General features: G+C 30.8%; 22 protein-coding genes. 19 read left to right on the plus strand and 3 right to left on the minus strand.

Annotated elements, in window-relative coordinates:
* Window positions 1-49: 49 nt before the first annotated feature.
* The 7 genes from B5X81_RS20510 (at window position 50) to B5X81_RS20540 (ending at window position 10483) form a co-directional block, all read left to right on the plus strand.
* On the plus strand, window positions 50-3118 hold the full coding sequence (locus B5X81_RS20510) for an AAA family ATPase (protein WP_079494433.1): 3069 nt from the start codon (window positions 50-52) through the stop codon (window positions 3116-3118).
* Window positions 3119-3269: 151 nt separating this feature from the next.
* Window positions 3270-4883, plus strand: a complete 1614-nt coding sequence (locus B5X81_RS20515; protein ID WP_208985109.1) for a BCCT family transporter — start codon at window positions 3270-3272, stop codon at window positions 4881-4883.
* Window positions 4884-4990: 107 nt separating this feature from the next.
* Window positions 4991-5452: a (2Fe-2S)-binding protein gene (locus B5X81_RS20520; RefSeq protein WP_079494435.1), complete on the plus strand. Its 462-nt coding sequence runs from the start codon at window positions 4991-4993 to the stop codon at window positions 5450-5452.
* 34 nt (window positions 5453-5486) lie between these two features.
* On the plus strand, window positions 5487-6371 hold the full coding sequence (locus B5X81_RS20525) for an FAD binding domain-containing protein (RefSeq protein ID WP_079494436.1): 885 nt from the start codon (window positions 5487-5489) through the stop codon (window positions 6369-6371).
* Window positions 6368-8626 carry a xanthine dehydrogenase family protein molybdopterin-binding subunit gene (locus B5X81_RS20530; RefSeq protein WP_079494438.1) on the plus strand — a complete coding sequence of 753 codons (2259 nt, stop codon included), beginning with the start codon at window positions 6368-6370 and terminating at the stop codon, window positions 8624-8626. The genes B5X81_RS20525 and B5X81_RS20530 overlap by 4 nt, the downstream gene beginning before the upstream one ends.
* A gap of 13 nt (window positions 8627-8639) precedes the next feature.
* The gene (locus tag B5X81_RS20535; RefSeq protein WP_079494439.1) at window positions 8640-10148 is read left to right on the plus strand and encodes an HAL/PAL/TAL family ammonia-lyase; all 1509 of its coding nucleotides are present in this window, start codon (window positions 8640-8642) and stop codon (window positions 10146-10148) included.
* 104 nt (window positions 10149-10252) lie between these two features.
* Entirely contained in the window at window positions 10253-10483 is a 231-nt protein-coding gene (locus tag B5X81_RS20540) for a TIGR03905 family TSCPD domain-containing protein (protein ID WP_244282184.1), read from the plus strand.
* Between the two features lie 50 nt (window positions 10484-10533).
* On the opposite strand, the gene B5X81_RS20545 is transcribed toward B5X81_RS20540, so the two are convergent.
* Window positions 10534-10878 carry a hypothetical protein gene (locus tag B5X81_RS20545; RefSeq protein ID WP_079494442.1) on the minus strand — a complete coding sequence of 115 codons (345 nt, stop codon included), beginning with the start codon at window positions 10876-10878 and terminating at the stop codon, window positions 10534-10536.
* On the minus strand, window positions 10878-12152 hold the full coding sequence (locus B5X81_RS20550) for a DUF1576 domain-containing protein (protein ID WP_079494444.1): 1275 nt from the start codon (window positions 12150-12152) through the stop codon (window positions 10878-10880). The genes B5X81_RS20545 and B5X81_RS20550 overlap by 1 nt, the downstream gene beginning before the upstream one ends.
* Window positions 12153-12525: 373 nt before the next feature.
* Here B5X81_RS20550 and B5X81_RS20555 point away from each other — a divergent pair, with 373 nt between their 5' ends.
* The 9 genes from B5X81_RS20555 (at window position 12526) to B5X81_RS20595 (ending at window position 22175) form a co-directional block, all read left to right on the plus strand.
* Entirely contained in the window at window positions 12526-13137 is a 612-nt protein-coding gene (locus B5X81_RS20555; protein ID WP_079494445.1) for a 50S ribosomal protein L25, read from the plus strand.
* Between the two features lie 357 nt (window positions 13138-13494).
* Window positions 13495-15621 carry a BglG family transcription antiterminator gene (locus B5X81_RS20560; protein WP_079494446.1) on the plus strand — a complete coding sequence of 709 codons (2127 nt, stop codon included), beginning with the start codon at window positions 13495-13497 and terminating at the stop codon, window positions 15619-15621.
* The gene (locus B5X81_RS20565) at window positions 15618-16058 is read left to right on the plus strand and encodes a PTS sugar transporter subunit IIA (RefSeq protein ID WP_079494448.1); all 441 of its coding nucleotides are present in this window, start codon (window positions 15618-15620) and stop codon (window positions 16056-16058) included. Before B5X81_RS20560 ends, B5X81_RS20565 begins: the two co-directional genes overlap by 4 nt.
* A gap of 15 nt (window positions 16059-16073) precedes the next feature.
* Complete coding sequence (locus tag B5X81_RS20570) at window positions 16074-16355, plus strand: PTS sugar transporter subunit IIB (protein ID WP_079494449.1); 282 nt, start codon at window positions 16074-16076, stop codon at window positions 16353-16355.
* Between the two features lie 25 nt (window positions 16356-16380).
* Entirely contained in the window at window positions 16381-17655 is a 1275-nt protein-coding gene (locus B5X81_RS20575; RefSeq protein WP_244282186.1) for a PTS ascorbate transporter subunit IIC, read from the plus strand.
* Complete coding sequence (gene trpA / locus B5X81_RS20580) at window positions 17656-18390, plus strand: tryptophan synthase subunit alpha (protein ID WP_079494451.1); 735 nt, start codon at window positions 17656-17658, stop codon at window positions 18388-18390.
* Between the two features lie 319 nt (window positions 18391-18709).
* A complete protein-coding gene (locus B5X81_RS20585) occupies window positions 18710-19807 on the plus strand; it encodes a Fe(3+) ABC transporter substrate-binding protein (protein WP_079494452.1) in 1098 nt (365 codons plus the stop codon).
* 53 nt (window positions 19808-19860) lie between these two features.
* Window positions 19861-21501 (plus strand): ABC transporter permease, encoded by a 1641-nt coding sequence (locus B5X81_RS20590; RefSeq protein WP_079494569.1) that lies wholly within the window; start codon window positions 19861-19863, stop codon window positions 21499-21501.
* Window positions 21501-22175 carry an ABC transporter ATP-binding protein gene (locus B5X81_RS20595; RefSeq protein WP_079494454.1) on the plus strand — a complete coding sequence of 225 codons (675 nt, stop codon included), beginning with the start codon at window positions 21501-21503 and terminating at the stop codon, window positions 22173-22175. Before B5X81_RS20590 ends, B5X81_RS20595 begins: the two co-directional genes overlap by 1 nt.
* Before the next feature lie 45 nt (window positions 22176-22220).
* Here the strand turns inward: B5X81_RS20595 and B5X81_RS20600 are convergent, their stop codons facing one another.
* Window positions 22221-22463, minus strand: a complete 243-nt coding sequence (locus tag B5X81_RS20600; RefSeq protein ID WP_079494456.1) for an SHOCT domain-containing protein — start codon at window positions 22461-22463, stop codon at window positions 22221-22223.
* Window positions 22464-22839: 376 nt separating this feature from the next.
* Between B5X81_RS20600 and B5X81_RS20605 the strand changes: the two genes are divergently transcribed.
* From B5X81_RS20605 to B5X81_RS20615, 3 genes are all read left to right on the plus strand, one after another.
* Window positions 22840-23493: a pentapeptide repeat-containing protein gene (locus B5X81_RS20605; protein WP_170917524.1), complete on the plus strand. Its 654-nt coding sequence runs from the start codon at window positions 22840-22842 to the stop codon at window positions 23491-23493.
* A 380-nt stretch (window positions 23494-23873) separates the two neighbouring features.
* The gene (locus B5X81_RS20610; protein WP_079494460.1) at window positions 23874-25154 is read left to right on the plus strand and encodes an L-cysteine desulfidase family protein; all 1281 of its coding nucleotides are present in this window, start codon (window positions 23874-23876) and stop codon (window positions 25152-25154) included.
* Between the two features lie 90 nt (window positions 25155-25244).
* A complete protein-coding gene (locus B5X81_RS20615; protein WP_079494461.1) occupies window positions 25245-25748 on the plus strand; it encodes an L-2-amino-thiazoline-4-carboxylic acid hydrolase in 504 nt (167 codons plus the stop codon).
* Window positions 25749-25767 lie beyond the last annotated feature (19 nt).

Here is a 25767-nt window from a genome sequence, read left to right on the forward strand (position 1 = left end):
CTAATTGTTAAAATTAATATTAAAATTCCCAAAAAGGAAGTGTTTATAGGTGGTTACTATTAATGCAAAGCTCTTTGGAACACCTAGAATAATGAAAAACAATAAACAAATAACCTTCCCTTATAGTAAGGCAGAAGCTCTTTTTTATTATTTATTAGTTGAAAAAGTTGCCTTAAGGGATAAATTAGTTAATTTGTTTTGGGGAAATTCTATTGAAAAATCTGCAAAAAAAAATTTAAGAAATGCAGTATATATTATAAAAAAGGAATTTAATGAAGATGTTTTAGTGTCTCCTAAAAGATCTATCATTCAATTGAATACGGATATAGATTTTAACATAGACTTAGAAGAATTTTTGTATGAAAAGGGACAAAAATCTTTAAAGGCGTATAAAGGTGAGTTTCTTGAGGGTTTTTTAGTAAAGGATGCTGATGGTTTTGAAAATTGGATGATAAATTTAAAGAATCAATATAAAGAGATATTTATAAAGAAATTACATAGTGAGATCAATAATTCTTTTAAATGTGATAATCTTTTGGAAGCTGAAAAATTGTGCAAAGAATTAATAAGAATAGAAGAATTTGATGAAAGTGCATATAGACTTTTAATAGAAGTATATAGAAAACAAGATAGATATAATAAATGTATAGAGATTTATAATTCTTTAGTAAAATTATTGGAGGAAGAGCTTTCCATATCTCCCGATCCTAAAACAACAAATTTATTTGATGAAGTATTAAAGGAGAGGTCAACAAATAAAGTATTAAGTGAACAAAAAAAAGAAGAATTTTTTTATGGACGTAAAAATGAGCTGAAAGAATTAAAGGATAATTATTTTAGATTTCAAAATAATAAAAAAGCAAAATCCATAATAATACTTGGTGAAGCTGGGATAGGAAAAAGTAAATTACTAAATAGATTTTTAGATTTTCTGCCAAAAGATAAAGTAAATATTTTTATAACCCATTGTTATAGAGCAGAAGAGAACTTTTTTTTAAAGCCATGGAATGAGGTGTTCCAACAATTATCCAAAATGATAGATAAAGAAAAAATAGAAATACCTAGTCATCTTGCAAAAATAATAGCAAGTATATTTCCAACATTTAATAGTAATAAAGCTGTAGTAGATGTAAATTCAGTAGAAAAGATGGATTTATTGAAATATGAAATTATAGAAGAATTTATAGTAGATACCTTAATCAAAATATCTAAGAGTAAGAAGATAATACTGGTTTTTGATGATTTACAATGGGCAGATAATATAAGCTTAATATTACTTAAAAATATTATTTTGAAAAACAGAAATCAAAATATTATATTAATGGCCACATGTAGAGAATCCTACGAAGAGAATATAGAAAATTTTTTAACTGATATGTTCATTTATGATATAGTAAAAAAAATAGATTTGAAGCGCTTTACTAAGACAGAAACTATTGAAATGATTATGAAGAAAATGCCTAAATGTGATTTTGATTTATATACAAAGGAATTAATATATAGAGAGACAGAGGGAAATGCATTATTTATTGTAGAGCTTTTAAATAATATGAAGGAAAATAACAATTTTACCTTAATGACTTCTAAGATGCAAAACATTTTAAAAAGTAGGTTTTTAAATGTATCGAAGGAAGGAAGAAAAATACTTTCTATTGCCTCAGTGTTTTTTGACAAAGTTACCTTTGAATATTTACAGAAAATAAGTCAAAAAAATGAACTTGAGCTTATTGAAATAATCGAGGAGCTTCAATTTAAGTGTCTATTTAAAGAAAGATTAGACTCAAATGACGATGTTGTATTTATATTTACCCATCAAAAACTTAGGGAGTTTATATATTCGGAGCTTAGTATCTCAAAGAAGAGAATAATCCATAAAAGAATAGCAAAATTGTTAGAAAAGGAGCTGAGAAACGATAATACAGATGTACTTTTGTACTCTAAACTGATCTACCACTATAAAAATTCAGGGAATAAATTTATGCTTTTAAATTACAGTATAAAAAATTTAGATAAATATCTAAATTTTAATCAAGAGGTTTTTCCTGTTATAAGCTATAGTAGCATATTTAAGAAAAAATATTTAGAATTCAACAGAAAAGAAATTATGAAACAATTAAATGAAATAGATGAATTATTCAAAGAAGTAAAAAAAGACTGCAAGAATATGGAAGGATTAATGGAACTGGAAATTTTATTTTTACATATGCTTGGACGATATTATATTAGAAAAGGTGATTATAACAAAGGTGTTAAAACAATAAATGATATGATTGAAAAAGCCCAAAATATAGGTAGCTTTAATTTAGCTTTAAAAGGATACTTAGAAAAAATATATTACTGCATAAACATCTATAATGTAGCTGGTATGTCTGTAAATATAAAATATGCCTTTGACATGGCAAAGAAAAAGGGTGAAAAGGGTGATATAGGAGTACTATTTAGATTAGAAGGTTTACAGAAAATCATGGAACATAAGTATGAAAAAGGGGAGAGCTTACTTAATAGAGCAATTAGAATTTTTAATAGTATGGAAAATAAGGATAGATATATATTAAATATTGCTGCTGCCTATAATTATATAGGAGAAAGCAAGAGATATCGTATGGAATTTGAAAAAGCCATTAAATACTATGAAAAAGCCATATCTTTATGTGAAAAAAGAGATATAGTAGGAGGCCTTACAATATTTAACACCAATGCTGGTCAAGCTTCCTATGATATGAAAGAATATGCTAAGGCAAGGGCGTATTTTAATAGGGCTTTAGAAATTTATAAGCAATTTAATTTTCTTTGGGGGCGGTCTACAGCAAATGGCTATTTATGTCTTTTGTTAGTAAAAGAAGGAGAATGTGATAAAGCTTTTCAACACCTTAAAAAGGCTGAAAAATGTTCTGAAAAATTAAAAAATCCCTATGAGATAGGAATTCTTTTCAAAATAAAAGCTCTAATAGCTAAAGAAATGAAATGTGATAATAGGGTAAAGAGTATTTTTAGAGAATATTTAAATGCTCCAATTGAATTTTATTGTAATAAAGGTATAGAACATATGAAACAAATAAAATACCATTATGAGATAGAAGAATTTAAAAGAATAAAAACGTTTATAAAATCTTCATAGAATTTTTCCTAAATCTATGAAGATTTTGACGGTTTTTGGACTTTATTTTGTTAAACTATAAACAGCAATATTCAGAAAATTTTCACTTAAAAACATTGTTGAAAATTTACTAATTTTCCGAATTTTAAAAATAACTAAAGGGGGCTTTAACTTGAAAATTTTAGAAAAGAACAATGGAGTAAAGCAAGCTAAATTAAGGAAAAACATTTTTTTGCCTATGTCTATTATTTTTTTAGGGGCAATTGTTTTGGGATTAGTGGCACCGAAAGCATTTTACGATATTGAAAATGTAATAGTATCCTTTGCCTTTGATAACTTTGGTTGGCTATTTCAAATAAGTGGAAATATATTCTTGTTTATCTGCCTATGGATAGCGTTTTCCAAATATGGAGAAATTAGACTAGGAGGAGAAAATGCAAAGCCTACAATGAGTAAATGGAATTGGTTTGCAATATCTCTTTGTGCAGGAATTGCAACAGGCATTTTGTTTTGGGGAATAGCAGAGCCAATGACTCATTTTATGGAACCACCAAAGGTATTGGGACTTGAGCCAAAGAGCGAGGCCGCAGCAATGTTTGCTATGACCACAACCTTTATTCACTGGACCTTCTTACCCTATGGAATGTATGCTATAGCAGGGATAGCCATAGCCTTTGCTACCTTCAATATGAAACTACCTTATCAAGTTAGCTCTACATTATATCCTCTATTTGGGAAAAAAATAAAGGGCACAGTATCAGCTGTAGTTGATAATATATGTTTATTTGCAATGGGATGTGCAGTTGCAGCCATACTTGGAGTCGGCACAATGCAAATAGGTAGTGGCTTGAATATTTTAACCGGTATAAAAACTGGGAAAGTACTATGGACTATAATTGTTGGACTCATAGTTATTACTTATGTTATTTCAAGTTATACAGGATTAAATAGAGGTATAAGATGGTTATCCGACAAGAATTCAAAGCTGTTCTTAGGAATAATGGTCTTTATTTTTATATTTGGCCCTACGACCTTTATATTATCATTTGGTACTCAATCTGTTGGACACTTTATACGAGATTTTTTTGTAAGAACCCATTATTTAAGTCCTATTGATGGATCCCAGTGGCCAAGATGGTGGCCTATATATTACTGGGCCATATGGTTGGCATATGCTCCACTTACCGGAATGTTTCTAGCTAGAATATCAAAGGGACGTACTATTAGGCAGTTTATGATTGTTAATTTAATACTACCTGCTAGTTTTGGATTTTTATGGTTTTCAGTTTTCGGAGGTTCAGCTATTCATTTAGAGCTGAGTGGTGCAGGCATTTGGGAGTCTATACAAAATTTGGGTCTTGAAGTATCAGTATTTGCCTTCTTAGAACATTTTCCCTTTACTTCGCTTTTAAGTTGGGTATTTATAATAGCTATATTTATTTCAATAGTAACTTTAGCGGATTCTATGACTACTACAGTATCATCTCTTTCTACCAATGCATATAATAATGCTGAAGTTGAGCCGCCGGGAAATGTTAAACTTTTTTGGGGAATAATAATGTCTTCAATGGCTATAATAAACCTCCTTGCAGGAGATGCAGGAGAAATAAGTGGTATAGATGCAACTAAGCAGATTGCCACGGTGGCAGGATTTCCCCTTCTCTTTTTAATGCTGATGATAGGCTCTTCAGCAGTTGTGATGATGATAAAACATAAAGAATTTGATTTAGCCAATAATCCGGAAACTGCAAATGTGGAAAAAGAACTACTTGAAGCTGAACAATAGAGATATATAATAAGCTCCCCTTTGGGAGTTTTATTCTTTGCTTTCTTGACTATTTATAGACGATTTAAATATAAAATTAATTCAGCATAACTGGAAGGGGATAGACCATGAAGATTGAATTTGTTGTAAATGGAATCAAAAGAGAAGTAGATGTTAACCCAGATGAGAGATTACTTGATGTTTTAAGGAATAAATTAGGGCTTACAAGTGTGAAAGAAGGCTGTGGGGAAGGCGAATGTGGTGCATGTACTGTTATTATAAATGGTCTGGCAGTAAATTCATGCATGGTTTTAGCGCCTCAAGCTAGGGGCAAGGAAATAACTACAGTAGAAGGATTAGAAAAAAATGGTGAACTAGATGAGCTTCAGGAGTCTTTTATAAAAAATGGTGCAATTCAGTGCGGATTCTGTACACCGGGAATGCTTATGTCCTGTAAAGCTTTACTTATGAGAAAACCAAATCCAACTGAAGAAGAAATTAGAAGAGCTATTGAAGGAAATCTTTGTAGATGTACAGGATATACAAAAATAGTTAATGCAGTAAAGGATGTAGTTAGTAAAAATAAATAACTTAGCTAGTTAATTATTATTGGGAGGTGTAGTAATGCAGAAAAACACAATAAAAACACCTAAAAACATAAAAGAACTTGAAGAATGTCTAAAATTAGCAGATGATTATACTTATCTAATCTCAGGATGCACTGATTTTATGATAAGGATGAGACAATATAGTATAAGATATGGAAGACTAATAGATTTGACAGGAATTGATGATATTAAATATATAAAAGAATCAGCAAGTTGTATAAAAATAGGAGCTGGTACTATTTTAACAGATATAGCAGAAAATGAAAGTGTAAATAAATATATTAGAGCATTGGCTCAAGCAGCAGGCAAAATAGGATCTACCCAAATTAGAAATGCTGCCACAATAGCAGGTAATATAGCCAATGCTTCACCCTGTGCCGATACCATTACACCCTTAATGGCTTTTAATGCTAAATTAAAAGTATTAAATGGACGAGGCAAAATAGTAGAAAGAAGAATTGATGAAGTAGTTGCAGGAGCAGGTAGTAATTTCCTTAAAAAGGATGAAGCAATTATAGAAGTATCAATTCCTAAATATAATGAAAACTATTTGTCTGCTTTTTCTAAGTTAGGTAGTAGAACTTCGGTTACTATTTCTAAATTAAATGCAGCGGCTTTGGTTAAGATTAGTAATAAAAATATAATTGAAGATGCTTATATGTTTTTAGGGGCTTTGGCTCCTAAAGCCTTTAGCTGTCAATTAGCTGAAAAAGTATTATTGGATAAAAAACCAGGCATGAAAGTCTTCAAAAGTTTCTGTGAGGCTTTAACAAAACAAGTAGACATTGCTATACCTAAAAGAAGTTCAAGATATTATAAGAGAGAAGCTATTTTGGGATTAGCTTATGATATATTTAGAAAATTATTTGGAGAAGACATATTAAAGGGGGATATGGAATGACTAATAATTTCAAATATGTTGGAAAATCTATACCCACTAGCGATGCACGAAAAAAGGCAACGGGAAAAATACGATATATAGACGATATGACAATGAAGGGAATGCTTTATGCTAAACTATTATTAAGTGATATAGCCCATGGAGAAATTATAAATATAGATACTTCAAAGGCTGAAGATCTTCCTGGAGTAGAAGCGGTATTTACATATAAAAACTCACCTAATAGAAAATATAATTCCCATAAGTTTATAGAAAGTCAAGATGATCTCATTTTAGACGAAAAAATTTTTAGTAAAAGGGTTAGATATGTTGGAGATAGAATAGCAGCTGTTGTGGCCAAAGATAGATATACTGCTGAAAAGGCAGTTAAGCTTATTGAAGTAGAATATAAAAAATTACCCGTTATTCTTGATCCCAGAATTGCTTTGAAAAAGGATTCAGTAGATATTCACTCCAATGGAAATATAACATTTTCCAAAAAAGTAGAATGTGGAAATGTAGACGGTGTTTTTAAAAATGCAGTCCATATAATAGAAGATGAAATATCTACACAGAAACAACATCATGCTGCAATGGAGACCCATATTTGTCTTGCAGCTCCTGACTATTTAGGGGGAATAACCATATGGTCTCCCTGCCAAGTAGTTTTTCAAGTTAGATTAATTGTATCTGAAGCATTAAATATGTCCCTAAATAAAATAAGAGTTGTAAAAGTACCTATGGGTGGCTCCTTTGGAGGAAAAGGTCAGCCCATATTGGAGCCCATATGCGCTTTTCTTTCAAAGGAAGTTGGTGCTCCCATTAAGTTACATATGGATAGAACACAATCAATTATTGGAACTAGAACAAGAAATGCAGTTATTGGAAAGGTAAGAACTGCAATTAACAGTGAAGGGAAAATAATAGGAAGGGATATAAATGTATTAGTAGATAATGGAGCTTATTTTACCAATGGTAGAGCAGTAAATATGGCTATGGCCAAGAAAGCCTTTCGATTATACAGAATAGATAATCAAAGATATACAGGAACATCTGTATATACAAATACACCTATTGGAGGAGCATGTAGAGGGTATGGTTCACCTCAAATCCATACCATTACTGAAATAAATATAAATAATGCAGCTAGGAAAATTAATATGGATCCAGCCGAGTTTAGAATTAGAAACTTAGTTCATCCCTATGATGATGATCCATTAGGAGGACCTAATTTAGGAAATGCAAGGGTCATTGATTGTATTAAAAGTGGTATGGAGGACTTTAAATGGAAAGATAGATGGAATAAACCAAGGGATGCAGGGAGATATATAAGAGGGGTAGGAACGGCTTGCGCAACCCATGGAAATGGATATTACGGTGCTTTACCTGATTTTATAACTATGTCTATTAGAATTACAGAGGATAATGGGGTATTTCTAAATTCAGCTATACATGATTTAGGTTGTGGAACTGTTACGACAATGCAGCAAATTATAGCTGAAGTACTGGATATAAGCCCGTATAAAATTTTAGTACCTGAGGGAGATACATTATTTAGTCATTATGATTCAGCTGGTACACAGGCAAGTAGAGTAACTTTTGTATGTGGAGGTTGTGCTAAAAAGGTGGCAGAAATGGTAAAAGTTAAATTGATTAATTATGCTTGTAAAATATTTGAGTGTTCAAAACAAGATATAGTTATGAGAAATGGAATAATATGGTCTAAAAAGAAAAGTCATATAAAAAAGACCTATGGAGAGATTGTAATAGAAGTAAAGAATAGATTTAAAGATGATATTATGACTACATACACTTATAAATCCCCGTCAAACCCAGGTGTTTATGCTGCTAACTTTGTAGAGGTTGAGATAGATAAAATGACGGGATTAGTTAGAGTTGTAGATATGTTAGCGGTACATGATATTGGAAGAGCTATAAATAAAGGGTTTGTAGAGGGGCAAATACAGGGTGCTTGTCAAATGGCTATTGGATATGCACTTACCGAAGATATAGAAATAAATAAAGATGGAAGTATTAAAACTAAAAACTTTAGTAAATATCATCTTATTAATGCACCAGATATGCCAGATGTTAGAGTTTTACTAATAGAAAAAGGTGAAAAAGATGGCCCCTTTGGAGCTAAAAGTGTAGGAGAAATATGTGCTGTACCAGGAGCCGCGGCTATTATAAATGCTATTAACAATACTCTAGATATAAATATTAATTCACTACCTGCAACACCAGAAAAAGTACTTCAAGCTATTAAGGAAAAATAATGGGGGGATGTAAATGGAAGGGAAAACAGTTATTTTAAATGGTAAAGACTTAACATTAGAAGATTTTATTGCTGTTGTAAGAGATAGAGAAAAGGTAGAAATTAGCAAGGAATCCATGGAGCTTTTAAAAAGAGCAAGAAAAGTAGTATTTGAGATGGCTGAGGAGGGAGTTCCAGTTTATGGTTTAAATAGAGGAGTTGGTTGGAATAAAGACAAAACAGTTTTTAAAGATTTTTTTCAGCAGTATAATAAGAATCTAATTTATGCCCATTGTGTTGCTGTGGGGCCTGAAATGAATGAAGAAGACGTTAGGGCAGTAATGCTTGCAAGACTTAACACATTTTTAGTTGGATGTGCTGGTATTCAGCCAGAATTAGCCCTTATGTATAAAGAATTTTTAAATCATGGTATTCATCCGGTAATACCAGAAAGAGGTTCAGTTGGAGAAGCAGATATAGCTAATCTTTCTCATGTGGGCTTGGCTATGATTGGAGAAGGTGAAGTGCTTTATAATGGCATGCGTATGTCAGCTAAAGAGGCTATAAATAAGGTGGGCCTTGAGCCTGCTGTACTAGGGCCTAAAGATGGATTAGCTATAGTTTCTTCAAATGCTCTGGCTGCTGGACCCGGGGCTTTGGCCATAAAAGAGATAAGTGATATAATTGATATTGCTAATATAATTTATTCAATGTCGCTAGAAGGATTGAAAGGAAATGTTGCACCTATAGGTGAGAAGATAAATAAAATGAGAAGGTTTGAAGGACAAAATTATTGTGCCGAAAAGATAAGAAGTTATTTAAAGGGAAGTTATCTTTGGGACCCTGCAACTACTAGACCCCTTCAAGACCCTCTTAGCTATAGATGTGCTTCTGCTGTGCACGGAGCTGTAAAGGATTCATTGGAATATACATGTGAAAATTTAATGATACATTTAAACACTACAGAAGATAACCCATGTCTTTTAGTTGATGAAAGAAAAATGATTACAAGCTGTAACTTTGAACCTACAACATGGGTATTGGGATTTGAAATGCTTGGCAGTGGATTAAATCATCTATCAAAAATGTCTTGCCATAGAACTATAAAATTGGCCGACCCTGCTTTTACAGGACTCTCAAGATTTCTTACCCCAGCTGAAGGTGATACAATAGCATATGGAACTATTCAAAAGTCATTTACTTCTTTGGCAACAGAAATTAATCATTTATCAAATCCAGCCACAGCTGATTTTTTTCCAGTGGCAGGAAATATAGAAGATCATGCCAATAATTCTCCATTTGTGGTTAGAAAGACCAGACAAATTGTAGATAATTTAAGATACATATTGGGTATAGAAATGCTTCATGCCGTTCAAGCCATTGACCTAAGAAAAGGTATAAAATTAGGAAATGGAACTAAGGCCATTTATGATGTAGTTAGAGAAATAATTCCCTTCCTAGATAAAGATAGGAATCTAACTTTGGATATAAAGAAAGCCTATGAAATAATAAAGTCGGGAAAACTACTTGACCTTGTTCAATAATATATATGTATAATGCACAAATCTATCCCTTTTAAATATATTGATAATAGAAATGTTCTTTTATTATATTAAAATTTGAAAGGGAGATTGTAATGATTCACAATATGCCGAGAAATGTATGTTCTAAAAGGGTGATTTTTGATATTGAAAATAATAGAGTTAAAGACGTTAGATTTGAAGGTGGATGTGATGGAAGTCTTAAGGCAATAGCTAAGCTTATAGATGGTATGGAGGTTGAGAAAGCTATAGAAGTTCTTCGGGGGATACCATGTAATAGAAATAGAACTTCCTGTCCAGATCAGTTGGCAAAAGCTCTCTCAAAGTATTTGAAATGAAATATTGAGAATATATTAGAAAAGGGCTGCCTCATTTTTGAGACAGCCTCTTAATCTTTGTATTTAATCAAAGTTACTTCTATTTCATTTCCATTATAATCAATTTCTGCTTCATCGGTCATCATTCCTACTAAAGTAAGTTCAGTATCAACATCAGAATCTCCTGCTAATTCCCAAAAATACTCTTCCATTCCTTCTTGTTTTTCACACTTTAAGGATTTAATCAATTTATCAATTTTTTCTTTACCTTTATATTTATAATTGCATTTAAGGGATATTTTATAAAACTCTTTTTCATCTTTCAGATTTATATTAATATCGGTTGCTCCCATGGAAAAGAAATAGGTAGTTAATTCATCTACTATTTTTGCAATCCTTTTTTTAACATGCTTCACTAGAAATCATCCTTTCTAAAAGCTTCAATTATTGGTACTAAAGTCGCAGCAACAATTCCTGCTGAAAATCCATTATTATAAAGATTAAGACCTCCATGTAAAACACCAACATTAAGAACAACAGAAGAATGTATAAAAGCAGCTATTACACCGTAAATCCATCCAAATTCTCCTGCAATCGGAGCTAAAGCTGTTCCAAATAATGCAGCTAGTAAGATTGCGGGATCATTAATTGCCCATATCTTTGTTAAAGAACCTAAAAATATACCTAAAAAGATTGGGAGGATATTTTTAAGATGTTTTCCAAAGGCTCCAAAACCTACTACTGTAAATATTCCACCGATTGTAGGGCCATTTAAATCTCCTCTTACTAGAAGAATGTAAGATGTTGAGATAAAGCCATTTATACCCATATTAATAAGTGATGGAGCAAAACCTTCTAATAAAACAAAATCCGTTACAAGTCTACCAGAATATTTTGTCATATTTTTTACTTTGCTAAAAGATTTATCATCTAAATAATATCCTAATATAATCATTGACAAAAACATTAAAAATAGATATATACTCAACAGTTTATTATTACCACTTGTCCATATAAATCTTGAATTTGGTAAAAAGCCATAGGATTTAAAGATCGATACAAATACGGTTCCGATTATTCCTGATGTAAATCCTATGTTATATAAATTAAAGCCCTGGTGTACTCTTAACAAATATGTTGAAAGAGGTGGTAGAATAAATCCTATACTTATTCCCACAAAAGCACCTAAGGGAATACTTATTATTTTATTTAAGGAAGTACTAAACATTATTTCAGTAACCATAGGAGCCATGGCTGTACCAAATAATGCAATATAAATGTATTTAGAAAATTTATTTTTTTGAACCCTTGCATATAAATATACTCCAAAAATAACGAACCATACATTCATCAAATTTTTACCAAAAAGTCCAAATCCAGCAATTAAGAACAATGAAGCGATTGAAGCGCCATTAATATTTAATTTTAATTTAAATAATAGAAAGAGAAAAACCAAGGTTAAAAGTCCGGAATTTATAAAGGCTGCTCCCATACCGCCTACTCCAATATAATCAGTTATAAGAGTATCAGGCTCAATAAGAATCCTGTATAAACCACTACAAATTTCACTCGGGGTGTTGGTCAAAAAGCCAAATATAATTAGAGAAAGGGCATAAATACCTAAAATAATATATTTTTTATTAAATGTAACATTGTCTTTAGATAAATTATTTTTTTTGATAAAGACCATATAAAACCTCCAATCAATTTAAAATTTTAAGTCATTCTTATTTTCTTAAGTTAGAGTAGAATACAATAAAATATACAGGGGAGATTATTTTATGGATAATATATCCCCATTATATTTTAACTTAAATAAGAGAGAAAATCTATGGTTATATATTCAAAGAAAGAAAATGTAATTTTAAAGAGACATTTTGAGATGTAAAGGATTTTTTATTTAATTAGGATAAAAAAGGGTATATAAATAATGTTATAACCGATATATATAGTGAAGTAAATTAAAAATTTGAATATTGTTTTACAAAATAATTTGAAAAATTATGAATTATTTGATTTAATATAATTATACCTACAAATAAAATCACTAAGGGGGATTAAAATTGTCAAAACTAGCACTTATGGGAGAAATGAGAGATAGTACAAAGAAAAAAAGCTTGAAAGCATTGAGAAGAGAAGGTTATGTACCAGGTATATTGTATGGACGAAATATCGAAAATAAGAACATAAAAATTAGAGAAAATGATTTGAAAAGGACTTTTAATTACTGTAATGTAGGATCAAAGGTAGAATTAAATATTGGAAATGAAGGAATTTTAACTCTTGTGAAAAACATTCAATATCATGCAGTAAAGGGAAATATTATTCACATAGATTTTCAAGAGTTAACCAAGGGAGAAAAAATAAGAGTTAAAATTCCTATACATCTGACAAATAAGAGTTCCGTTGAAAGTAATACAATGGTTGTACAAGAGCAGCTTAAAGAAATAGAAATACAAACACTACCTGAATATTTACCAGATAATATAGAAGTTGATGCATGTGTTTTAGATTCTAAGGAATCAATTACCGTTGCAGATTTAGATATTTATAACAATAAAGATATAGAAATATTGTCTGAACCGGAGCAAGTTATTGCCACACTTGCATATGCTTCAAAACAAGAAGCAGCAGTAACAGAGGAAGATACCTTTGCTAGTTTAACAGATTTATAATAGCGAAGAAATAATAGTTAATCATAACCATCCAGTAAAATGGATGGTTATGATTTTTTTGTTAAATATAAAAATTACATAATTGAGGAGATTGCATATGCCAATATTATCCTTAATTTAGTTATTTAGAATAAAATATGTTTTGATAGTATTGCTTTAAAATCTTTAGACAACTAAGGCTAGGATATATTCTATTTATAAATAGCCAAACAAATCATATTTTGCCACATTTCTATTGAAGAAATTTGAACGAAATAGGGCTTGAAAACTAGATGAATAGATGGTATAACTATTACAACAATTGATGATGTTAAATAATCATATTTGCACCATTAATGTGGCAAGGAGGTGAATAGCATGTTGGATAGCAGAAAAATTAATATTGTAAAATTTCTTTTACAGCAAGATGATTTTGTAACCATAGATCAGATTGCACAGAAGGTAAAGGTAAGCAAAAGAACTGTTAGATATGATTTTAAAGAAATAGATAACTGGCTTATTAATAATAATTTTTCTAAATTGCTTAGGATACCTAGAAAAGGTGTTATCATTGATCTTTCAGATGATGAAAAAGATCATATTATTCAAAAGTTAAATCAATCCAATTATTATACCTATATGCTTTCGCCAAAGGAGAGAAGGGAAATTGTACTATTTCATATATTGAATGAGGAAGGACCAACAAACTTATTGGAACTTGCAGAGAAAACCTTCGTTAGCAAAACGACGATTTCAAATGATCTTGATGAAATTTCTTCTTGGCTCAAAGGTTTCAATTTAAACCTTGTACGTAGAAAAGGATATGGAGTCTATGTTGATGGTCCAGAGGAGAATCATAGAGAAGCTATTGCCATACTGTTAAAGGAATTGGCAAAAACAAATAATAAAAATTACAATGAGGAATCAATAGACAGATATATTTTTAATTTAAAAGAGTGGTTTCCAAGAATAGACTTTGATTTTATAAAAAATGAAATAGAAAATGCACAAGATCATCTTGGAATAAAATTTAGCTATGAAGGGTTTGCAAATCTTTTATCTCATTTAGCTTTAGCTATCGAAAGAATTTTTCTTCATAAAGATATTGAAATGAGTAAGGAACAATTACATCGGCTTATGGCTAAAGAAGAATTCTCTATTGCTAAAATAATAGGAGAAAATATATCTGAATTTTTTAAAATAAAAGTACCTCTAGATGAAATTGGATATATAACATTGCATTTAACTGGAGCTAAGCTTAGTAAAGTAAATAATCAAGAGGAATATCTTAGAAAAAATACAAAGCTTTTAGTAATTATTGATCAAATGATTAAAAGGGTTGAAGAATCATTACAAATATTTATATCAAATTCTACTTCTCTCAAAAGAGACTTATATATTCATTTGATGCCTACAATACACAGGCTGCAATTTAATAAACCCTTGCAAAATCCATTGCTGAATGAGATAAGAACCAAGTATAAAGATGTATTTAAAGCTTGCTATGAAGCTAGCAGAATACTTGAATATGAATTTAATATTAAAGTAAATGAGCATGAAGTGGCCTATATAACAATGCATTTTGGCGCTGCCATAGAAACCCAAACTTCTAAAGTCCATAAATATACAAATGTATTGTTGGTATGTGCCAGTGGTATTGGTACATCAAGGTTGTTAAGAGCTAAGCTATTATCTTATTTTAAATTTTTTAACATAATCGATACTGTGTCCTACCAAGATGTAGGGAGATATATGGACTCTAGTGAAGTTGATTTGATAATTTCAACAATTCCACTTAAAGAGACAAAAAAACCAGTAATAGTTGTAACTCCCTTAATTAATCAAAGAGATATTGAAATTTTATCCAGTTATTTAATGTATAAAGGTAATTATAATAACATTCATTATGATAAATCTACCTTTGTTATGGATATGATAGATGTAATTTCTAAGCACTGTAAGATTGAAAATTTAGAGGGGCTTCAAACTGATATTACATCACTACTAAATAATATTAACAAACTCTATAGGCCACAGAATCGATTGATATTTATCAATAATATTTTATCTAAAGATAATATTCAAATGAAAGTAAAATGTAAAACCTGGGAAGACGCAATATATAAGTCAGCGGCGCCACTTTTAGAAAAAGGGTATATAGCGCCTAGATATATAGAGAATATATTCAAGAAAATAGAAAAATATGGACCATATATGGTTATAGCACCAGGAATAGCTATGCCCCATGCTGGAGTAAAGGATGGTGTATATAAAACAGGAGTATCTATAATGACCCTTGATAAACCAGTTAAATTTAACCATACTACCAATGATCCTGTACACACAGTAATTTTTTTAGCAGCAAAAGATAATTATGCTCATATAGAAACCTTAACCCATTTATTAGATATTTTATCAGTTAAGGAGAATATAGAAAAAATAAAGTTAGCTAAAGACCCAAAAACAATATTTGATTTGCTTAAAGAGAAGGAGGGGACTCAATGATAGATGAATTCGTAACACCTGATACAATAGCTGTTAATGTAAAGGTAGACACTTGGCAAGAGGCTGTACATTATGCCGGTAGCTTATTATTAAAATCTAATGCAATAGAGGAAAGGTATATTAATGCAATGGTTAATAAAGTAAAGGAGCTTGGGCCTTATATAGTTATTGCACCACAAATTGCCATGCCCCATGCAAGACCTGAGGATGGAACAAAGAAAAGTGCAATATCTATTATAACCTTAGATAAAGGCATAAATTTTGGCCATGAGAAGAATGATCCTGTAAAACTGGTAATAGCATTGGCGGCAGTAGATAACGAAGCCCATATTGAAGCATTAGCAAAACTTATGGAAGTACTTGGAGATTCTGATACTTTAGATAATATTTTTAGTAGCAAATCTCCCCAAGAAGTATATAAATGTATTTCACAATAGAGAGGAGGAGAAATTATGTTAAAAATATATACGGTTTGTGGAGCTGGAGTTGGAAGCAGCATGATGCTTAAGGTTTTTACACAACAGATTCTTTCAAAGGAAAATATTGAAGCCAGGGTTGATGCAACTGATATAGGATCTATTGATCCAAAGGGTGCTGATATCATAATAACTACTTCTGATTTTGCCAATGTCTTAAGAAATAGTGAAGCTCAAATTATTAAAATTGATAACCTTACTGATAAAGAATATCTTAAAAGTCAACTCATGGAAGTTATAGGAAAATTGGAAAAGTAGTTTGTGAATAGAGGAGGGCATTGACGTGAAAGATATCATAATGTATCTTATATCAAATGTGTTAAGTGAACCAGCTTTTTTGATAGGTATTGTCGCACTTTTGGGATTAGTGGTTCAGAAAAAGAAATTCAATGAGATTATAGCAGGTACAGTTAAAACAATGGTTGGTTTCTTATTGATTACAACAGGCGCTCAAAGTATGGGTATGACATTGTTGCCCATACAGCCTATGCTTCAAAAAATCTTTGGTATGGAAACCCAGATGGCAGACATAGGAGGAGCTATTGGTGCAAGTATGGCTGTGTTTGGAGCATCGGCAACATTGATATTTGCATTAGGTTTTTTAGTCAATGTATTATTGGCTAGAGTTACGAAATTTAAATATATTCATCTATCTGCCCATGTATCTTTCTTTTATGCGGGACTAATAGCAGCATTATTAACTGTGGGTACAAATTTATCACCACTATGGGTAACTATAATAGGATCAATTCTCTTAGGTGTATATCTAACCTTTACTTGTGCATATATAGCACCCCTTATGAAGGAAGTTCCTGGAGGAGAAGGATTTACCCTAGGGCATTCAAGCTCAATAGGTTGCTGGATATCTGCTAAAGTAGGAAAGCTAGTAGGAAATAAAGAAAAAAGTCTTGAAGATATAAAATTACCTAAACAATTAGAGTTTTTGAGGGAAACAACGATTGCATTAAGTGTAGTAATGACATTAATATTCTTTATTATTGCTTTATTTGCAGGTCCTGGATTTGTAGCAGAAAAAGTTAGTGGGGGAAAGGATATAGTTACATTTTCAATACTGAATGGTTTAACCTTTGGGTTATGGATAACGGTTATAATCACCGGGGTACGTATGATGATGTCAGAAATTGTACCGGCCTTCCATGGTATTTCTGATAAAGTTGTGCCTAATGCAGTTCCTGGATTAGATATTCCATTATTATTTCCTTCCCATCCAACATCTGTAATTGTAGGCTTTATTACAAGTTTAATTGCAAGCTTGATTGGAATGTTGATTTTAGGAGCATTAAAATATCCAATATTAGTATTCCCAGCATTAATACCTACATTCTTTACTGGAGCTGTAACTGCTATTTTTGGTAATTCAACTGGTGGACGTAGAGGTGCTATTGCAGGCTCCTTTATAAATGGTTTGATTTTGATATTTGGGCAAGCCCTTCTTATTCCATATATAGGAGGATTTGAACCAGTTATGAGGGTGCTTTGCGAAACCGATTATGCATTTTTCGGTCCTATAATTGGATGGATATTGGGAGTGATATAAATGGATAAGATAAATAATATATTTAGTGAGAAAAATAAATGTATAACCTTCTATCTTATGGCAGACTATCCAGATAGGAAAGGTTTTTTTAGAAGCTTAGATATTTTAGTTAAGAATGGAATGGATATTTTAGAATTGGGCATACCAGTAAAAAATCCTCATTTAGATGGAAAAACTATAAGCTATGCTCATAATAAGGTTTTAGAAAATGGATTTAGTGAAGAAATATTGCTTGAATTATTAAAGGAAATAAAAGAAAAATATCCTAGCTTACCCTTGGTTATTATGACATATAATCAGGGAATAAAGGAATACGATCTTATTTCTAAAGGAGAGTATTACGATGCAATTCTTTGTCCTGATGAGTATTTGACAAGAAAAAATAATAATGTGAATCTAATTCAAATATATAATGAAGAAATGGATGAAAAAACAATCAGCAGTAGAATTTCTAATAATCAAGGTTTTGCCTATGTGGTAACAGGTCTTGGAACTACTGGAGGTAAGGGAGAACTTCCAGACAAATATTTATCTACAATGAAGAAGATAAGAGAACTTTCATTTATTCCAATACAAATTGGATTTGGAATATACAGTGATGAGCAAGTAGAAACAGTATTGAATAATGGAGCAGATGGTGTTATTATTGGAAGTGAAATTATTAGGAAAATTAATGAAGGCAATGAAGAAAATCTCATAAGATATGTGCAATCAATAGTAAAAGCTAGAGGGTAGCCTCTAGCTTTTGTAGACAATAATTTTTAGAGCAAAAAATTAGATTGAAAATATAGATTTGACGTAGGAAAACTTAATTTATGCGTATAAAATATTCGATGGTTCTTGAAAGATGTCATAAATATAAAATAGCTGATTTGTTTACAAAAGTCCAGATTTATTTACTGGACTTTTGTTTTAGTTATTTGCAGAAGAAAACGGTAAATATTGTCTGTTGACATGAAAATTGTTATCAAATATACTGATGATAGTGAAAATCGTTATCAATATACTGGGTGCATAAATTGATAACTAATATCATCGAAGGAGGATACATAATATGAAAGGTAGATTTATGAAAATAGCTTTAGGACTAGTATTGGTAGCATCACTATTAGCTTTTGCAGGATGTCAGTCAAAAGAAGAATTACAAGCTCCACAAGAAAAAGTAGAGAATTCTTCAGATAACCAGGTGGAGAATAAGGCACAGGTTGTAAATCTTTACACAGATAGACACTATGACACTGATGAAGAACTATATAAGATGTTTACAGAGGAAACTGGAATAAAGGTTAATGTAGTTAAGGGTAAATCAGATGAGTTAATTGAAAGACTTTTAAGAGAAGGAGAAGATACGGAGGCTGATCTTTTAATTACTGCTGATGCAGGTAGATTATTTAGAGCAAAAGAAAAAGAATTATTGAAGTCTATAGAAAATGATACTTTAGTAAAGAATATCCCTGAAAATTTAAGAGATAAAGATAATCAATGGTTTGGACTTACTGTAAGAGGAAGAGTTGTTGTATATTTAAAGGATAGGGTTAATCCTTCAGAACTTTCGACTTATGAAGACTTAGCAAGTGATAAATGGAAGGGAAAAATTTTAGTTCGAGCATCATCTAATATATATAATCAATCTTTGCTAGCATCGATGATAGCAATAGATGGAGAAGATAAAGCTAAACAGTGGGCTAAAGGAATAGTGAAAAATATGGCAAGAGATCCAGAGGGCAACGATAGAGCTCAGGCTAAGGCTGTTGTTGCTGGTGAAGGTGACTTAGCAATAATGAACACATATTATATAGGAAAAATGCTTAATTCATCAGACCTAGAGGAAGTAAAGGTTGCTAAGAGTGTAGGCGTATTCTTTCCAAATCAAGAAACAACTGGAACTCATATAAATGTAAGTGGTATAGGACTTACAAGATACTCTAAAAACAGTGAAAATGCAGTTGAGTTAATGGAATTCTTATCAAGTGAAAAAGCACAAAGACAATTTGCAGAGGCTAACTATGAATATCCTGCAAATCCAAATGTTGAGCCATCCAAGCTCCTTAAATCTTGGGGAGAGTTTAAGACCCAAGAAATTAACTTATCTAAGTTAGGTGAGTTTAATAAAAGAGCAGTAGAAATATTTAATGAAGTTGGTTGGAAGTAATTAAAAAGCAGCCCTTAGAGGCTGCTTTTAAGCAAATGAGGTGTAAGAATTTGATGAAAAAAAGAGATATAAAGCATAATATTAATATTTGGTCGATTTTAAGCTTTATATTTATATGTTTAATTATACTTCCTAATGTGAATATACTTATTAATTTATTGAATAAACCTAATGAAAACTGGACTCATATAAAAACATATCTTTTAAAGGACTATATAATAAACTCTATGATATTAGTAGTATTCACTGGGGTATTTACTACCATTATTGGTATAGGTTTGTCATGGATAATATTAGCCTATAATTTTCCAGCAAGAAAATTCTTTAAATGGGCTCTTATATTACCATTAGCAATCCCGCCCTACATAGCTGCATATACTTATAATGGTATTTTAGATTATACAGGAGTTGTACAAACAACTTTGAGAAACTATTTTAATATTAGTGTGAATCAAAAATATTTAGATATTATGTCAATACAAGGTAGCATATTCATATTTACAATGTTTCTATTCCCATATGTATACATTATTACGAAATCCTTTCTAGAAAAACAATCAGCAGCTTTAGTAGAGAATGCCAGACTTTTAGGAAGAAATCAACTTGAAATATTTATACATGTTGTACTTCCTATATCTAGGGTTCCAATTATTGGTGGTGTTAGCTTGGTAATATTAGAGGTGCTAAATGATTATGGAGTTGTAAAGTATTTTGGGATACCTACCTTTAGTACAGCGATATTTAAGACATGGTTCGGAATGGGAGATATAGATTCCGCAATTAGATTATCAGCTATTTTATTATTTATAGTTTTTGCTATTCTTATGGCAGAAAAAATATTAAGAGGAAGAAAGAAATTTAGCTTTACAAATACAAAATTCAGACCAATTCAAAGACAAAGATTAAATGGTGGAAAAGGTGCTTTAGCATTTATGTTTTGCTTTACAGTTTTTAGTTTAGGTTTTCTAATACCTACATTACAGTTAGCCCATTGGAGCGTTATGACTTATGAAAAAATATTAGATATACAGTTTTGGAGCTTTACATTTAGTTCATTATCTATAGCAATAATATCTGCTGGATTAATTACTATAATAGGAACTATAATTGCAAATTATTGTAGATTAAATGATGGATTTATATCTAAAATTTACACAAAAACTACCACTGTTGGATATTCTATACCTGGTGCTGTAATAGCTATAGCTGTTATAGTATTTTTCATAGCATTGGATAAAAAGCTATTTTGGATATATAGGCTATTAGACGAAAACTCAGGTAAGCTTATTTTAAGCACTAGTATAGTGATGCTTATTTTTGCTTATGTTATAAGATTTTTAGCAATAGGATTCAATTCAATAGAAGCTGGTTTTGAAAAGGTTGGAAAGAAATTTTCAGAGGCTTCTAGAACACTAGGAATGAGTATGACTGAAACCTTTTTAAAAGTGGATTTCAAAATGGTAAAACCAGGAATTTTAAGTGGATTTCTTTTAGTATTTGTTGATATTTTAAAGGAACTGCCATTGACTCTGATTTTAAGACCCTTTAATTTTAATACATTAGCAACTAAATCCTTTGAGTATGCTAATGACGAAATGATTCATGAAGCATCAGTTTCATCACTAATTATTATAATTATAAGTATCATTTCTATTTATATATTTTATAAAGCTTCAGAAAAGGAGGCGAACTAATGTATGTTGAGATAAAAGGATTGAGCTTTAAATATAAGAATGCTAAAGAAGGAACATTGAAAAACTTTACTATTAATATAGAGAAAGGTGAGATTGTTTCTATTTTAGGCGAAAGTGGAAGCGGTAAAAGTACTATTTTGAGACTGATTTCAGGTTTGGAAACTCCAAACAGTGGTACTATCAAAATAGACAACAAAGTAATAGTAGATGATAAAGAATTAATTCTTCCTGAAAAAAGAGGAGTTGGGATGGTATTTCAAGACTATGCATTATTTCCACATATGACTGTTAGGCAAAACATTAAGTTTGGACTTAAGAGTATGAGTAAAAAAGAAAAAGATAGAAGGGTAGATGAAGTATTAGAGTTAGTTAATTTAAAAGGATTTGAAGAAAGATATCCTTATGAATTAAGTGGTGGACAGCAACAAAGAGTGGCACTAGCCAGATCACTAGCTCCCAGACCATCTTTATTACTTTTAGATGAACCATTTAGCAATTTAGATGCTGATCTTCAAGTTAAGATTCGAGGAGAGCTAAAGAAAATAATTAAAAAATCAGGTATAACTTCTATTTTTGTTACCCATGATAAAGAAGATTCAAAGGCTATTGCTGATAAAGTAATAATTTTAAAAGAAGGAAAAATAGTTAAGATAGGAGATCCAAATATACTATAAAATTTAATGAGAAATAAGAAAGTCCAGTTCAAAATTACTGGACTTTTAATCATTTAATATTTTTTTCTTATGAAGATACTCTTCTTCAGTAATTTCACCATTCACATATCTTTCGTGTAATAAATCTACTGCTTTATTTGAAGAAAAATAACTTCTATTAGAATTTTTTGTAATTGTTTTTACAATCCATACTACAGCACCTATAAACAGGGCCCATCTAAGCAAACTAAAACCAAACATCCATATCCAACTACTACCTCCATAGTTTAATCCCCAAAATCCACACAAATTAAACACCTCCTAAGTTTTAGAGTTTGTTTCACTATATCTGTAAAAACCTTATTTGAATTTCTATAGATATATTATAAAATAAACTTGTGAAGAAAATATGAAGACAAATAATTTAACTTATTGTGCTAGTCTTATACTGGGGTTTTTAAAGGAGATAATTATGAAATTTTCTTAATTAATAAAGGAAATATAAAGAATAATAAAGAACAATTATTATAGACATTAAAAATATTAATGAATTGAGGAAATTGTATAATATATATGTTATGATTTTGAAGATTTTAAGGCTATATATAGTAGATGGTTTTTGCAGAAGGTAATTATATAGTTTGCTCAATTATATAAAATGATTTAAAACTTGGAGGAATGCGTAGTGGAAAATAGAAAAAATAACTTTAGAATATTATCTCCTAAAATATCTACCCAATTAGGGGAAATTCAATCTTTAGATAATATAGAAGAGGAAGATTCATTATATGAGAAAATTGTCTATGATTGTTCTATTGAAAATGAAACTGCTGAACATGTGACTTTTAAGCAAGTAATATTTAGAAATGTTATTTTTAAAGAAGTATCCCTTAGATTTATTGATTTAACAGATGTTATTTTTGAAGATTGTGATTTATCTAATGTAGACTTTTATGGAGCTATTATACATAGAACTAAGATGATAAACTGCAAGATTTTAGGTGCTAACTTGAGTGAGGCGTATTTGCAAAATGTTATATTTGATAACTGTAACGGTCGTTATTCTACTTTTTCCTTTTCAGATATTAAAAAAGTTAGGTTTGAAGACTGTTTACTAAATAATTCTAATTTCTATCATTGTAAATTTAATAAGGTCGATTTTACAAATTCAAATTTGAGACAGGCTCAAATGTCAGGAACAAAATTAAAGGATATTGATTTAAGCGAATGTGAAACAGATGGAATGGCAGTTGGAATAGAAGAGCTATATGGTGCTGTAGTTTCTCCTATCCAGGCGGTTGATTTTTCAAAACTTATGGGTCTTAATATCAAGATATAATTGAGTATTTAGAATTATATATAGCCCTTACAAATTTAACTAAAAAAGTTATTGTTATAGATAATAATAAATAATTTGAGGTAATTGCATAATATATACAAAAAATAATTATGTAATTTATTAATTTAAATATTATTTTAATTTAGTAAATGTTTAAATCAAGCCACTTGAAGCTTTAAAGCTTCAAGTGGCTTGATTTTTTAAAATGCAATTTTTCTTAAGCTGAATCTTTTTTAAATAAAAAAGAATAAAAAGATTCAAAAAATTATATTATTTTGTCTAATTCTGTGATATAATGATACGAAAGATATCGAATTTTATGAAAATGATACAAAATTTAATTAAATTTATCAAAATGAGACAAAATGGAGGAGTGGAGTGTGAGCATAGATAGAGATAAATACAAAATGTACATTAGTATTCTGAAAGAAGAACTTTTACCAGCAACTGGGTGCACTGAGCCTATTGCAATTGCATACGCTTCTGCAAAAGCATGTGAGGTGCTTGGGGATTTTCCAGAAAAAATAGTAGTGAAGTGTAGCGGAAACATAATAAAAAATGCAAAGTCTGTTGTAGTGCCTAATACAGGGAATTTAAAAGGAATTAAGGCTGCAGCTTTAGCGGGAGTAGTAAGCGGTGATGCATCAAGGGAGATGCAGGTGTTGGAAGCTCTTAGACCGTTAGATATTGATAAAGTAAAAGAATTAATGGATGATAATATGTGTGATGTTGAGATAATTGAAAACGATGCCAATCTACATATTATAGTAAAAGCTATAAATGAAGAGCATGAGGCAATAGTTGAAATCATTCATACCCACACAAATATTTCAAAAATTGAGAAGGATGGTCAGGTTATATTTGAAAAGGAATATGAACGTGATGATTTTAATGCACCATTGTCCGATAGAAGTGTTTTAAATGTAAAAGATATATATGAATTTGCAAACACTGTAGACATTGATGATATACAAGAGCTTTTAGATAGGCAGATAGAGTACAACCTTAATATAGCAATGGAAGGACTAAATAGTAATTATGGTGCCAATATAGGAAAGATTCTTTTAAAGTTTTACGGAGATGATGTATTTACTAAAGTAAAAGCTTATACGTCAGCTGGATCTGATGCAAGAATGAGTGGGTGTAGTATGCCGGTAGTTACTAACTCGGGAAGCGGAAACCAAGGTATGACAACCTCTCTTCCAATTATTATTTACGCCCAGGAAAAAGGAATTCAAAAGGAAAAGATGTATCGTGCATTAGTCTTAGCAAATTTGATATCAATTCACCAGAAAACTGGAATTGGTAGATTGTCAGCATATTGTGGAGCTGTAAGTGCAGCTTGTGGTAGTGGCACAGGAATTACGTATCTTGAAGACGGTACTTTAGACCAGATTGAGAAAACGATAACTAATACTTTAGCAAATGTTTCCGGGATTGTATGTGATGGAGCCAAAGCTTCATGTGCTGCAAAAATTGCATCCAGTCTTGATGCTGCTATCATGGCACATTTCTTGGCAATGAGTAATATTGCCTTCGATGTAGATTCTGGAATAGTAAAAGAAACAGTGGAAGATACCATTTCAGCAGTGGGAAGACTTGGTCGTAATGGAATGAAAGAAACTGATATTGAAGTATTGAAAATTATGTTAAACAAATAGTGCTTAATGCCTGCCTTGTTATTGTAAACAACAGGTAGAATTTAGCGATATATAAAAATTAAAACTAAAAAATATGTGGGAGGAATTAAAATGAAGAAGATCAACAACGAAGCAAATCTATTAGACAATGAAAAAATCAATGCAATTAGGGCAGCAATTGAACACAGAGCAACATGGATGGCTTTAATGTTTCTTGAAATGGAAGAAGCGGGCTGTGATGCAGAAAAAATAACGAGGGCAGCAATTAGAAAAACTGGTTTAATTCATGGAGCGAAATTAAAGGAAAAATGTGAAAAACCAGAAGATATAAGGGATTTTAAACAAGGATTTTTAATGGAAGATACTTTGAAAATTTTTGAGATGGATTTAAAAACATTAGAGGAAAAAGAACTATATGTAGAGTTCCATTACTGTGCTTTAGTACAAGCGTGGTTAAAGCTTGGCATTGATCAAGAAAAAATCAGTTTGCTATGTGATATTGCTATGGAGGGTGATAGAGGTATTGCAGAGGCTATGGGCTTTGAATTTGAACTTACAGATACAATTGCTGAGGGTTGTAAGACGTGCAATATTAGATTTCTTAATAATAAGTAAAGCCAAAAAAATATAGGGG

The sequence above is a fragment of the Maledivibacter halophilus genome (assembly GCF_900167445.1).
Taxonomy (GTDB): domain Bacteria; phylum Bacillota; class Clostridia; order Peptostreptococcales; family Caminicellaceae; genus Maledivibacter; species Maledivibacter halophilus.